This window comes from Bacillus sp. NMCC4, from assembly GCF_002998555.1.
Classification (GTDB): Bacteria; Bacillota; Bacilli; order Bacillales; family Bacillaceae; genus Bacillus.
The window spans coordinates 48,145-61,341 of sequence record NZ_PVRA01000001.1 but is presented as its reverse complement, the minus strand read 5'-3'; the positions used below and the strand labels follow the sequence as shown (position 1 = coordinate 61,341).

Genomic DNA, 13,197 nt, shown 5'->3' with positions numbered 1-13,197 from the left:
TAGAGGAGAGTGAAACATGAGAACGAATCATATTTACATTCACGATATTTCTGGTCAGGCAATCGTCAACTTTGGCAATGTCGGACGTATTTGTTCTATGAGTGCTGTCAAAGATACTGAAGGTGCTGGCAGTGTGAACGAGACGAATCAATTATCCAATCAAAGCTTATTTGATGCTGCTTTTACAAACAATGTACAAATCACGAGGGGCAATGTATGAATTCCTCTCTTTAACGAACCCTATTATACAAAAAGGAGGGTTTCGTATGATTCATGTACCATCCAGGCTGCCTGGTGAAAGCTTTTCACTTTACCATTTAGAAGAGACCATGAAGCCGCTCGGTTATGTCATTAATGGCAACTGGGATTATGATCACGGGTACTTTGATTATAAAATTGATAACCGTGATGGCTATACTTTTCTCAGAGTTCCTTTTACAGCCGAAAAAGGCCAGCTGGATCAGCCAGGCGTTGTGGTGAAAATGGGAGATCCATTTCTCTTAAAGCATGTATATCAAGATAAGTTAGATGATCATGCGATGGTTGGAAATGTGGGGGCATCCTTTAATCAATTCCAAGAACCAAAAGAGAAAGATGGAGATGTATCAAAAGCTTATACTGAGATTGGCTTTTCACTCGTCAAGGAATTAGAAGACGCACTGCTTTAAAGGCTGATCAGTTCATCCTCTGGATGAAGCTCATATCCAAAGGGAGGATTCATCATGGGTCCTTCTTTTTTTTGTACACCGACAATGATCACATGATGCTCTAAAAAGTGATGGAGCACTGTTAAGAATGTTTCTCCGGCTAACGAAGCTGGAACCGGTATGATGGTGACGTGTTTATGCAAGGTCATATGTCTTTTTTTCTTTAACGCTTTGAACTGTTCCTTTAGAAGAAAATGTTCGACCATTAAATGATTGACTGCATCAGAGGTATGAATGACTTGATTGGCTCCAGCACGCTCGGCATTTTTCACGTAACGATCTGTTAAGATTTCAATTAAACAGTATAGCGAAGGGTTTAATCCTTTTGCTGCAAGTAATGTTAAAACACTCTGCATATCAGCTGTCACTTCATTTTCGTGCTGATCTGCGGTAATCATCAGTGCATCTGCACCGGTAATATTGGCTTTGCGAAGTGTGACATCTTCGGTGCCATGCCCTTTAATAAAATGAACATTCTCTAAAAGTGGCCCTTCCTTCAAGGAGTCATCAATCAGCACAATCGGCATAGCTGGATCAATTGTTTGAAATGACTGAAGCAGTTTGTTCGTTTTCTCATTCCAGCCGACGATAATGAGATGTCCTTTCCCTTTAAAGGCGACCTTTCCTTCTACATAATGGTGCTGCTTGCTGAACACAGCGGCGGCAAGCGTGGCGAAATAAGCTGTGACAAAGCTTGCGCCGATCAAAATCAGAGCCATACCCGCTACTTGTCCAGGCATGGTTTGCGGCACAAAATCACCATAGCCTACCGTAGAGACTGTAATGAGCGCCCACCAGATCCCATCAAAGATCGTATGATACTGCTTCGGTTCAAGCAAAACGATTAATTGTCCAAAAAAAAGAAGCAAGAAACAGATGATGATGGCAATTCGAAGATAGAGTGGCCACCTTAGCCAAGCGATAAAGATACGATTTGATTTCATCGGACTCTTCCTTTCAGGAGACTGCTAATGTCAGTATGCCCGATTGAGGAACATTTTTTCATCTTCGTCATGTATTGAAACAGATCCCATATCTTAAAATAAGAGAGAAGAAGGAGGGAATGCGAATGTCGTTCGTTCAAAAGACCGTACTTCTTTTTATCGGTGCGCACTTTTTATCATCAGCTGTGATCTTGCTCGTGTTTGACTTAAATGCTGTGAATCATTTTATGAGTGATTTTTCATGGCTGCACTTTTTTCAAGACCTATACGGAACAGTGACCTTTTATACAGCATGCTTAGGTGTGTTCTTCTTTTTTATTGGCGCAGTTGTTCCCCTTAAAAAGACCTAGTGCTTTTTTCTGTACACGTTACATAAAAGTCATTAAAATTGTAAATAAATATATAAAATAAAAAGGAAGCTGATGAGCATGCTGTTTTTTTATTTTTTAACATTTGCCGCATTGGGATTGTCATTTTGGGCACAATTTAAAGTAAAGAATAATTTTGAAAAGTATTCAAAGGTTGAAGCATCCAGTATGAAAACAGGTGCGGAAACCGCTCGATATATTTTAGATCGCAACGGGTTATATGACGTGCCTGTTGAACCGGTAAGAGGAACTTTGACTGATCATTACGACCCTACGCAGCGTGTGGTTCGCTTATCTGAACCTGTGTACTACGGCCATTCCATATCGGCCATTTCAGTCGCATCACACGAGGTTGGACATGCCTTGCAGCATCAGGAATCCTATGGTGCGCTTGTTTTGAGACATAAGATCTTTCCTGTCGTGAACTTTGCATCTGGTGTTGCCCCGCTTCTTTTCCTTGGAGGAATCTTGCTTGGCAGCCTTAACTTAATCGGGCTTGGGATCATTTTGTTCTCAGCGGCTGTGTTTTTTCAGCTTGTGACATTGCCTGTCGAGTTTAATGCAAGTTCTCGTGCAAAAGATATCATTGTTTCAGAAGGAATCATTAGAAGCAGTGAAGAAAGAGGCGTGAACAAGGTGTTAAATGCTGCAGCTCTTACGTACGTCGCAGCAGCCCTTGTCTCCTTGTTTGAATTGCTCCGTTTTGTAATGATCTTCCTAAATGGCCGTAATGATTAATTGATGCCAGAGGAGGTGAGCCCTTACCATTGTTAGGTAAGGGTTTTTTTGTATATTTTAAACGTATTTTTAGTCATATTACTTATTGCTGCGACAGCATTTTTTGTTGTCACTGAATTTGCGATTGTGAAAATTAGAGGCTCTAAAATCAATCAGCTGATTGAAAGCGGTGATAAGAGAGCCATCCACGTACAAAAGCTCATATCAAATCTCGACGAATATTTATCCGCCTGTCAACTCGGAATTACCATCACCGCTTTAGGCTTAGGGTGGCTGGGCGAGCCGACGGTGGAACATTTTCTGCATCCGCTGTTTGAGGAATTAGGGCTTCATTCCGCATTAACCGATATCCTATCGTTTATCATTGCATTTGTGATCATTACGTTTTTACATGTTGTTGTGGGAGAACTGGCGCCTAAAACGATTGCCATTCAAAAGGCAGAGGCCGTCAGCCTTGTGACAGCAAAGCCACTCATCTTTTTCTATAAAGTCATGTACCCGTTTATTAAAGCATTAAATGGGGCGGCACGAGGCATTGTGAAATTATTCGGTTTTCATTCTGTCAAAGAACATGAAGTGGCGATCAGTGAGGAAGAATTGCGTCTCATTTTATCTGAAAGCTATGAGAAGGGCGAAATTAACCAATCTGAGTACAAATATGTGAATAAAATTTTTGAATTTGATAACCGGGTGGCGAGAGAGATCATGATCCCTCGTACAGAAATTTCAGCCATAGAGGTTGAACAGACGCTTGAAGACATGACGCATTATATGCTGAACGAAAGATACACACGCTACCCTGTTATTAAAGAAGACAAAGATCATGTGATTGGTGTTATCAATAGCAAAGATGTGTTTAAGGCGAGCTTTCTGAATCAAGATGTGACGATTGAAGACTTAATGCGTCCGGTGATTCGGGTGATTGAAAGTACTCCTGTTCAAGAATTGCTCATTTTGATGCAAAAGGAACGAATTCATATGTCAGTGCTCGTAGACGAATATGGAGGAACAGCCGGACTTGTCACAGTAGAGGACATTTTAGAAGAAATCGTGGGCGAAATTCGGGATGAATATGATCAAGATGAAACACCTCATATCGTCAAAAAAGGTGACTTCCACTATGTAATGGATGGGAAAGCCTTGATTGATGAAGTAAATGATTTATTGGATTTAGCCATTGAGAATGATGATGTTGATACAATTGCTGGCTGGATGATGACACATAAATTTGATTTTGAGATTGGAGATACGATTGAAGCAGAAGGCTGTGAATTTACCATCATAGATGCAGAAGACCATCATATTCGGACCATTGAAATCAAAAAGGTTCACTTTTTCTAAAAACCTCGTAACACTTGACGAGGTTTTTTTAGTTGGTAAACTTTAGGTGAGAGAATGCCTTCTGCCGACAAGCAGTGATTTATTTCACATAAAAAGGGTATGGTTTTATAGAAATGACAAAAAGGAGCCGCTCATATGAAAAAAATCAATGTACAAACAGACAGACGCGATGAGATGATCGACGTGACGAACGAGATCCATCAATATGTCAAGGAAACAGGTATTCAAAACGGAACCGTCATTGTCTACTGTCCTCATACGACAGCAGGGATGACCATTAATGAAAATGCGGACCCAGATGTGAAACGAGATATGCTCCGCCGGCTTGACGAAGTCTTTCCGTGGGAACATCCGAAGGACCGCCATATGGAAGGAAATACAGCCGCACATATGAAAGCGAGCTATATGGGTGCTACGCAGCATGTTCTCATCAATCATGGTGATCTTGTACTTGGCACATGGCAGGGAATCTATTTCTGTGAGTTTGACGGGCCGAGACATCGCCATTTTTATATACAGGTGTCTTCAAACGAATAAGAGATGGGGGAAATAAATGGGAGATATCACGAAATTACTGCAAATCAAATATGGAATTATTCAAGCGCCAATGGCAGGAGGAGCCGTGACATCGCAGCTGGCAGCCGCTGTTTCACAGTGCGGGGGACTTGGCAGTTTGGCAAGTGGATATGTGCAGCCTGACAATTTGAGGCAGCAGATCAGACAGGTCAAACAGCTGACAACTCGCCTGTTTCAGGTCAATGTATTTGTACCAGAGCCAATTCCTGAAGTCAAAAAAGAGGATGTGGCATTTTGGGAGAAGAGACTGCCTGCACGACCAGCCGCTGATAGGCTGCCGAGCGAAGAGGAATTGTGGGATGATTTTGAACAGAAAATCAACATTATTCAGGAAGAAGACGTACCGGTCGTTTCCTTTACCTTCGCTTGTCCAAATGAACAAACGATTCATCGCTTAAAACAAAAGGGGATCTTTTTAATTGGAACCGCCACAACAAAAGAGGAAGCACTGCTTTTAGAGGAAAAAGGGATGGATGCCATTGTTCTGCAAGGAAGTGAAGCAGGGGGGCACCGAGGTACCTTTTTACCTGCAAAAGGAGATGCCCTGGTGGGACTCTTTAGTCTGATCTCTGACGTCAAGCCGCTCTGTCATGTGCCATTGATCGCCGCAGGCGGGATCACAGAACGAGCAGGTGTGAAAGCCGCTCTAGCGCTTGGAGCGGATGCGGTTCAAATCGGCACACGATTTTTAGCCAGCCAGGAAAGTGCTGCGGCAGACGTATACAAAAAGGCGATTTTACAGGCAGAAAGCAGTGAAACAAAGATCACGAAGCTTTTTTCTGGAAAAAGAGCAAGAGGTATTGTGAATCAGTGGATGGAGGAAGAAAGACAGAATGAAGATAGGGTTCTTCCTTATCCGGTTCAGCATGTATGGACGACACCGATGCGAAAAGCAGCCGCGGCTGCAGGAAACCCTGATCAAATGGCTCTTTGGGCAGGACAGGGCGTTAGCCGTATTCACTCGATTTTAACCGTTGAGGAGATCATGCATGAACTGACGCACATATAAATTCATGTTGGGTGGTGTGAAAGGATGGACATCTTAAAGCATTCATACCGAAAAAAAGGACAAATTGAATTTTGGTTTGATGAATTTCCGTACTCTTCTGCCGTCCTTACGCCCATTCGTCATTACTATTTTGTTCGTTACGTAAAATGGAGCCGGCACGATCCGCCGGTCACAAGAAAAGACTTAGAAAAAATGGAGATCCTTGCGAACACGATGCTTGGCACGCTGCAAGATTATCGTAAACGCAAGGCATACAAAAGCCCCTTGTCATAACCAATAGACAAGAGGCTTTTTTTAGCTGCCAAACATTTGCCTGAGATAAATCACATCCATCCGGGTGGTCTGCGGCAATAGATAAGCAGATTGAACAGCACCTGGCCGCCTTCTCTTATTCAATTTGTCGATAATTTCTGCCGCTGTTAAAATCCCAAGTCCATGTCCGTAATATTGATCTTCTCCTAAGTAAATCACATTTTCCCCGCGCCACTGTGACTGCTGATAGCTAAACTCTGGATTTTCAAAATATAAGCAATCCCCATAGATAAAGTCATTCCCGCGTTCTGTATAAATCGACAATGTATCATAATGCCAGTCATACAGGGTTAAGCTGCGAAGCCTTCGGTTAAACTTCTCGTCTCCTACCGTTTGCAAGACCCCCATATAAAATACGATCACAATGGCTGTGGCACATTCAAATGCATATTGTGAGCCATTTTCAAAAATGTCTTTAATTCCTCTAGATGGTTCCACTTGATAGCGCAGCTCTAGTGCTCCTGCTTCCGATACACGCCAAAAGGCATCATTTGCACGAGATTTTTGGAAGATGGCAAATGAGGCACCACTTTTATGCAAATCTCTTGCAGCATTCATAATGTTCGATCTCAATGTGACCTCAAATAACAAATCAGATGCTTGCCTGTAGCGGAACGTATCATTTGAGGCTTGTAACTGCATCAAAATGATCCGCTTTTGTCCCTCTAGCTGAAATGAAGCCAGCTGCTCATTTGTCACTGGCTGTCCTGAAAGAATAATCATATGAAAAGCGCCCCCTTTTGTATTAGCGTATGCAGGATGCTTGGGCAAGGAATCAATTTGTGAAAATAAACAAAAAGGCATCCTTTTTATTTGAAAAACATGAAAATAATATGAAGATGTCCGATATATAACATATCGTTTAAAAGGAGGAAAAACATGAAAAATGCAATAAAATGGTTGAAAAAACCATCGATTTCTAAGAGACTGATTATTTCATTCACGCTCGTTCTTGTCTTGCCAATTATTACACTCAGTACGATTTCATATCAGATTGCCAAAGAAGAATTAGATCATGAAATCATGTACGGAGCAAACACAAGAGTCAATGAACTGAATGACATGATTCAGCAAAAGCTTATGAATAAGGAAAACGCAGTAAAACTCTTTACTGAAACATCTACTGCTGCAGACTTTAAGAAGAACAACCAGGACGAACTGTATGAGCATTTCGAGATATACAGTAAAATCAATGAAGATGATGTGGTTGGCTTTTATGCAGCAAGTAAAAAGCGTGATTTCATTCAGTTTCCTAAAGTAGACATGCCAAAAGGCTATGATCCAACAACGCGTGATTGGTATCAACTAGCTATGCAGGATGACAGTGGTAAGCCAGTTGTTACTAATCCATACATCTCTGCCACAACAAACGGCATGGTTGTCACGATTGCCCAGCGTCTGAAGGACGGGTCGGGAGCGATCGGAATTGACATTGATGTGCAAGACATTGTCGATAAAATAAAAGAGATTAAAATTGGACGACAAGGATATCCAATTATTGCGAATAAAAATAAACAAATTGTGGCTCATCCAGAAGAAAAGTCAGGATCTAAGGTCACTGAAAATATTTCATCTATCCTTTACAGCGGAAAAGAAGGAACGTCAACTTATGAGAATAAAGGAGAACAAAAGCGTCTTGTTTTTGTGACAAATGATTTAACAGGTTGGAAAATTGCTGGAACGATGTTTGTATCAGAAACAGAAGAAGCAGCACAGCCAGTTTGGAATTCTGCCATTATTCTTTTAATTTCTTCATTTATCCTTGGCGGCGTTGCGATCTTCTTTATCGTTCGATCCATCACAATTGGACTTCGAAAGCTTGTTGATTTCTCAAACAAAGTGAGTGAAGGGGATTTAACCGAAACCCTTGAAACCAAATCGAAGGATGAAATAGGAGAGCTGACAAGAAGCTTTAGCAAAATGAGTGAATCCCTCCGTGACGTCATTCGAGCGGTACAGCAATCTGTCGACAATGTGGCTTCCGCTTCCGAGGAGCTGACGGCAAGTGCCAGCCAAACAAGTCAAGCAACCGAGCATATCACGATGTCGATTGAACAATTTTCAAATGGAAATGAAGCACAAAACGAGAAAGTCGAATCTAGTACGAATCAGCTTGTGGCAATGAATGAAGGATTACAAGACATGTCACATACGTCATCAGAAGTGGCTGCTGTCTCACTTCAATCGACAGAGGCTGCTGGTCAAGGCGGCCGAATTGTTGAAAGCACAGCGAGCCAAATGAAACATATTGATACATCTGTACAAGAAGCAGAACAAGTCATGAAACAATTAGAATACAAGTCTAAAGATATTACGAGCATTTTAAATGTTATTAACGGCATTGCAGATCAAACGAATTTACTTGCGCTAAATGCAGCCATCGAAGCAGCAAGAGCAGGTGAATCAGGACGCGGCTTCTCCGTCGTTGCAGAAGAAGTAAGAAAACTAGCTGTCCAATCCGCAGATTCAGCGAAAGAAATTGAAAAGCTCATTCAAGAAATTGTGTTAGAAATTGCTAAATCTCAAGATATGTTCAAAACGGTCAATCGAGAAGTACATGCAGGACTCGGTATGACAGAAGAAGCAAAAGAAAGCTTCCAGAACATTTATGAGGCGGCAGAAGGAATGTCGAAAAAACTGACTCAATTAAACGATACAGCGATTGATCTATCGAGCGGTTCAAAGCTTGTCTCACAAGCTATGCAGGAGATGCGCCAAGTCTCTAGAGAAAGTGCGGCAAACATTCAGGACATTGCGGCTTCTGCTGAAGAGCAGCTTGCATCTATGGAAGAAATCTCATCTTCTTCTGTGACACTTGCTAACATGGCAGAGGAACTAAAAGAGCTCACAAGTCAATTTAAAATTGATTAAAAAATACCCAGAATTGTCTGGGTATTTTTTTTATGTTTAAACATCGTTTTCAGCCTGTAAAAATAAACCTTTCATCCGATAATAACTTTAGAGAAGTAAAGGGGGAAAGAGAAAATGGGGAAAATGATCCAATGGTTAAAAAAACCATCCATTTCAAAAAAATTAATTATTGCCTTTTTGGTAGTCCTTATCCTGCCAACCACTGCACTGACAATTAGTGCATTTTTTACATCAAAGACAGAGCTAGACAAACAGATTATGGGCAGTGCGATGAGTCAAGTCAATGCATTTGATACCTTAATCAATGAGAATATAGGAAACAAAGCAGAAGCTGTGACCCTGTTTACAGACTCACTCAAAGCGTCTAATCTTCAAGAAAAAAATAGAAATGCGACCATTAAAGAATTGCAGCAATTTGGAAAAATTAATGAAAAAGATGTTTCTGCTATCTATGCAGGCTCCGAAAAGGGATTGTTTATGCAATATCCTGTTCAAAAGATGCCTGATGGCTACGATCCAAGAGAGCGTCCATGGTATCAAGAAGCGCTCAATGCAGAAAACGGCAAACAAGTCATCACAAAACCATATGTAGCAGCCTCCACAGGCAAAATGGTCATCACCATTACTCAAAAAATGAAAGATGGTTCAGGTGTTATTGGACTTGATATGGAAATTGACACCCTGCTTCAAAAGTTAAAAGAAATCAAAATTGGGCAAAAAGGCTATGCCTTCATCATGGAGAGAGATAAAACAGTTTTAGCAGATCCGACCCATAAGCCAGGAAGTCAGGTCAATGAGAATCTGGCAAATATTATTTTTAAAAACAAAGAAGGAAGCGGCAGCTACACACTCAAAGGGATAGATAAAAAGGTTGCGTATGTGACCAATGAATTAACTGGCTGGAAAATCGGTGGAACGATGCTCGTATCAGAAGTAGAAGATGCAGCAAAGCCCGTTTTCAATACAGCCATTATTGTGTTCAGTGTGACACTTATCGTAGCAGGTACCCTCATCTTCTTTATCGTTCGCTCTATATCTAAAAGATTATCCAACCTTGCCCGCTTCTCGAAAAAAGTCAGCGAAGGTGATTTGCGCGATAAGCTTGAGATCCAATCAGATGATGAAATTGGCCAAGTTGGGAAAGGCTTTAATACAATGATTGACTCATTAAGAACCCTCATTGGTGCCGTCCAAACCTCGGTCGAAAATGTCGCTTCTTCATCAGAAGAACTGACCGCCAGCGCAGGGCAAACAAGTAAAGCAACAGAGCATATTACACTAGCCATTGAACAATTCTCCAATGGAAATGAAAGTCAAAATGACAAAGTCGAATCCAGCTCAGACGAGTTAGAAGAAATGAACCGAGGCCTTCAGCACATGAATGAGTCGGCTGAATCCATTACTGCTTCATCGATCAAATCAACAGATATCGCAGGGGAAGGCGGACAGCTTGTGGAAAAAACCGCTTCTCAAATGAATGTCATTGATCAGTCCGTGAAAAAAGCAGAGAATGTCATCAGCGCTCTTGAAAGTAAATCAAAAGACATTACACAAATTCTAGGTGTCATCAATGGAATCGCTGACCAAACGAATTTACTTGCGCTAAATGCAGCAATCGAAGCAGCAAGAGCTGGGGAATCTGGCAGAGGCTTCTCTGTTGTAGCAGAAGAAGTAAGAAAACTGGCTGTTCAATCAGCCAATTCGGCGAAAGAAATCGAGAATTTGATTAAAGAGATCGTTCAAGACATCGATGTATCACAGGAAGTATTCACTGCGGTGAATCGAGAAGTTCAATCAGGCTTAAGCTTCACTGAACAAACAAGAGCCAGCTTCCATAATATTTTCGAAATGACAAAAGAAATTTCTGACCAGCTTCAAACGATGAATCAAACGGTTATCCAGCTTTCAAATGGCTCTGCCCATGTGTCAGAGGCTGTCCGTGAGATTGCAGACGTCTCACGTGAAAGCTCCGCAAACATTCAAGACATAGCGGCTTCAGCGGAAGAACAGCTGGCATCAATGGAAGAAATCAGCTCATCCTCTGCTACGCTCTCATCAATGGCAGAAGAATTGCGTGATTTGATCAGCAAATTTAAAGTCGAATAGACATAATGAAAAGAGCCCTTCAGCTAGAGGGCTCTTTTTTCATTAAATAAATCAAAAGAAATAGGTTAATTTACTCATTTTGATTAATTTAAGAACATTAAGTCTTGAAAAATAATTCGTATTACCTAAGAATAGAAGGGAAAGACCCCAAATCATAATTCAAAAGGAGTAGAGTCATGAAAAAAATCAACTTTTTTAAGCACTTTACAATGTCGAAGAAATTAATTACTGCATTCTTAGCGATTCTCCTAGTGCCAATTCTCGTATTGGCAGCATTTTCTTATGAAGTGGCCTCAAAGTCTCTCAATGATGAGATTATGTCTAGTGCTGCAAATGGTGTTCAGCAATTAAACGAACTCATTAATAAAGATGTACAGCCTAAAATTGATATCGTTTCCTATTTAGCCAAATCGGTGAAAAAGAGTGAATTGGCTTCTAAAAACAAGGATTTACTCAAGGTAAAATTAGAGCAATTATCGGAAACAGATGAAGATGTGGTGGAAGTATTCATTGCAGATCAAAATGGTAAACTAACCGAATATTCCAAGATTCACAAAGGTAGTGCCTCGAGCGCAAAAAACGAATCGTGGTTTCAACAATCGATGGGAGATGAGAAACTCATCATTTCAGATCCTTTTGTCGGCAAGTCATCAGATGACCTGCTCATCACAATATCAGAACAATTAGCAGATGGTTCTGGTGTGATTGGGATCAATGTGCGCTTGAACACGATCGTGAAAGATACAAACAGCATCAAAATTGGCAAAGAAGGCTATGCGTTTGTCGCGACTGCAGATCAGCATTATATTGCCCATAAAACAGATAAGCCTGGGGCGAAATTGACAGGTGATTTCATATCGAAATTGTATGATAAAAAACAAGGCAGCTTCAAATATGAATACAATGGAAAGCCGAAGCAAATGTTTTTTGACACAAATGAAGCAACAGGCTGGAAGCTTGCTGGAACAATGTATACGGGCGAAGTCAAAGAAGCTGCACAGCCAGTTCTCGACTTAACAATGATCATACTGGCAGCTGCGATGGCCATAGGCGGAATCGCGATTTATTTTATTATTAAATCGATTCGAAAGCCACTGATAGATCTCTCTGAATCGGCTGAGAAAATCAGTCAGGGTGATCTGACCCAGCATATTGAAGTTCGTACACACGATGAAATCGGGAAGCTTGCGCAGAGCTTTAACGAGATGTCAGCAAAGCTGAAACACGTCATTCTAGCTGTTCAGAATTCTATTGAAAATGTGGCTGCTTCTTCTGAAGAGTTAACAGCCAGTGCGGGACAGACCACCCAAGCGACTGAGCATATCACATCATCTATTGAACAGTTCTCAAACAGCACTGAACACCAAAATGATATGATCGAAAAAAGCTCAGTCCAGTTGAACGAAATGGATCGCAGCTTATCCCATATGGTCGATACGACCTCACATATGATGGAATCGTCGATTGATTCGAGCAAAACGGCTCAGGCTGGTGGAGAACTCGTTCAAAAAACAGCAGGTCAAATGCAAACCATCGAGCAGGCAGTGAAAGAAGCAGAGCTTGTTATTCAAGGCTTAGAGCAGAAATCAAAGGATATTACTAACATTCTGGGTGTCATTAACGGCATTGCTGACCAGACCAATCTCCTTGCTTTAAATGCTGCGATAGAAGCCGCTCGGGCAGGAGAAGCAGGCAGAGGTTTCTCTGTTGTTGCAGAAGAAGTTCGTAAGCTGGCAGAGCAATCAGGAAGCTCTTCAAAGGAAATTGAAAGCCTGACGAACGAGATTGTGGAGGAAATTGAAAAGTCACAGAAAATGTTTAAACAAGTAGCAGGTGAAGTACAAGCTGGATTAAACATTACAGATGAAACGAAAGTCAGCTTTGAGAAAATCACCGATAAAACATCAGAAATGACAGAACAAATGAAACAAATGAACGGAACCGCCAAAGAACTCTCGCATGGCTCAAATGATATTTCACATGCGGTGAATCAAATCAAAGAGCTTTCAAGAGAAAGTTCCGCAGGCTTCCAAGATATCGCAGCATCCGCAGAAGAACAGCTGGCATCTATGGAAGAGATCAGCTCATCCTCTGCCACGTTATCTCAGATGGCAGAAGAGCTAAGAGAGCTCATTAAACAATTTAAAATGTAAGAGATATAAGGAAGCACCTGACGTTTTGACGTCAGGTGTTTTTCCATTCGATGCATATAATTTGGGTGTTTT

13 protein-coding genes and 3 pseudogenes are annotated in these 13,197 nt (G+C 41.3%); 14 read left to right on the top strand and 2 right to left on the bottom strand.

The window, feature by feature from the left end; all coding sequences use genetic code 11:
• Positions 1-16 precede the first annotated feature (16 nt).
• Together C6Y02_RS00390 and C6Y02_RS00385 are read left to right on the top strand one after the other, a co-directional pair.
• Positions 17-220 (top strand): hypothetical protein, encoded by a 204-nt coding sequence (locus tag C6Y02_RS00390; RefSeq protein ID WP_223256470.1) that lies wholly within the window; start codon positions 17-19, stop codon positions 218-220.
• Positions 221-266: 46 nt separating this feature from the next.
• Positions 267-668, top strand: coding sequence for a YugN-like family protein (locus tag C6Y02_RS00385; RefSeq protein WP_034659780.1), 402 nt, complete (start codon positions 267-269; stop codon positions 666-668).
• Here C6Y02_RS00385 and C6Y02_RS00380 read toward each other — a convergent pair.
• Complete coding sequence (locus C6Y02_RS00380) at positions 665-1,651, bottom strand: potassium channel family protein (protein WP_034659778.1); 987 nt, start codon at positions 1,649-1,651, stop codon at positions 665-667. The two genes, C6Y02_RS00385 and C6Y02_RS00380, sit on opposite strands and share 4 nt — an antisense overlap.
• Before the next feature lie 125 nt (positions 1,652-1,776).
• Here C6Y02_RS00380 and C6Y02_RS00375 point away from each other — a divergent pair, with 125 nt between their 5' ends.
• The 6 genes from C6Y02_RS00375 to C6Y02_RS00350 all read left to right on the top strand — a co-directional run bounded on the left by C6Y02_RS00375 (position 1,777) and on the right by C6Y02_RS00350 (position 5,956).
• The gene (locus C6Y02_RS00375) at positions 1,777-2,001 is read left to right on the top strand and encodes a YuzI family membrane protein (protein WP_095285849.1); all 225 of its coding nucleotides are present in this window, start codon (positions 1,777-1,779) and stop codon (positions 1,999-2,001) included.
• Positions 2,002-2,082: 81 nt separating this feature from the next.
• Positions 2,083-2,757 (top strand): zinc metallopeptidase, encoded by a 675-nt coding sequence (locus C6Y02_RS00370; RefSeq protein WP_034660681.1) that lies wholly within the window; start codon positions 2,083-2,085, stop codon positions 2,755-2,757.
• 48 nt (positions 2,758-2,805) lie between these two features.
• Positions 2,806-4,098, top strand: a complete 1,293-nt coding sequence (locus C6Y02_RS00365; RefSeq protein ID WP_034659775.1) for a hemolysin family protein — start codon at positions 2,806-2,808, stop codon at positions 4,096-4,098.
• 135 nt (positions 4,099-4,233) lie between these two features.
• The gene (locus tag C6Y02_RS00360) at positions 4,234-4,635 is read left to right on the top strand and encodes a secondary thiamine-phosphate synthase enzyme YjbQ (protein ID WP_106030421.1); all 402 of its coding nucleotides are present in this window, start codon (positions 4,234-4,236) and stop codon (positions 4,633-4,635) included.
• A gap of 16 nt (positions 4,636-4,651) precedes the next feature.
• Positions 4,652-5,683 (top strand): nitronate monooxygenase, encoded by a 1,032-nt coding sequence (locus C6Y02_RS00355; protein ID WP_106030420.1) that lies wholly within the window; start codon positions 4,652-4,654, stop codon positions 5,681-5,683.
• Positions 5,684-5,707: 24 nt separating this feature from the next.
• Positions 5,708-5,956, top strand: a complete 249-nt coding sequence (locus tag C6Y02_RS00350) for a hypothetical protein (RefSeq protein ID WP_060597196.1) — start codon at positions 5,708-5,710, stop codon at positions 5,954-5,956.
• A gap of 21 nt (positions 5,957-5,977) precedes the next feature.
• Here the strand turns inward: C6Y02_RS00350 and C6Y02_RS00345 are convergent, their stop codons facing one another.
• Entirely contained in the window at positions 5,978-6,718 is a 741-nt protein-coding gene (locus tag C6Y02_RS00345; RefSeq protein ID WP_060597195.1) for a protein-glutamine gamma-glutamyltransferase, read from the bottom strand.
• Between the two features lie 156 nt (positions 6,719-6,874).
• Here C6Y02_RS00345 and C6Y02_RS19715 point away from each other — a divergent pair.
• The 6 genes and pseudogenes from C6Y02_RS19715 to C6Y02_RS19690 all read left to right on the top strand — a co-directional run.
• Positions 6,875-7,924 (top strand): annotated as a pseudogene (locus C6Y02_RS19715) (HAMP domain-containing protein); the annotation flags it as partial.
• A complete protein-coding gene (locus C6Y02_RS19710) occupies positions 7,916-8,866 on the top strand; it encodes a methyl-accepting chemotaxis protein (protein ID WP_370876321.1) in 951 nt (316 codons plus the stop codon). The pseudogene C6Y02_RS19715 and the gene C6Y02_RS19710, both read left to right, overlap by 9 nt.
• A gap of 114 nt (positions 8,867-8,980) precedes the next feature.
• Positions 8,981-10,027, top strand: a pseudogene (locus C6Y02_RS19705) (cache domain-containing protein); the annotation flags it as partial.
• Complete coding sequence (locus C6Y02_RS19700) at positions 10,022-10,972, top strand: methyl-accepting chemotaxis protein (protein ID WP_370876320.1); 951 nt, start codon at positions 10,022-10,024, stop codon at positions 10,970-10,972. The pseudogene C6Y02_RS19705 and the gene C6Y02_RS19700, both read left to right, overlap by 6 nt.
• Before the next feature lie 176 nt (positions 10,973-11,148).
• A pseudogene (locus C6Y02_RS19695) lies at positions 11,149-12,183 on the top strand (HAMP domain-containing protein); the annotation flags it as partial.
• Positions 12,178-13,125, top strand: a complete 948-nt coding sequence (locus C6Y02_RS19690) for a methyl-accepting chemotaxis protein (RefSeq protein WP_374955725.1) — start codon at positions 12,178-12,180, stop codon at positions 13,123-13,125. The pseudogene C6Y02_RS19695 and the gene C6Y02_RS19690, both read left to right, overlap by 6 nt.
• Positions 13,126-13,197 lie beyond the last annotated feature (72 nt).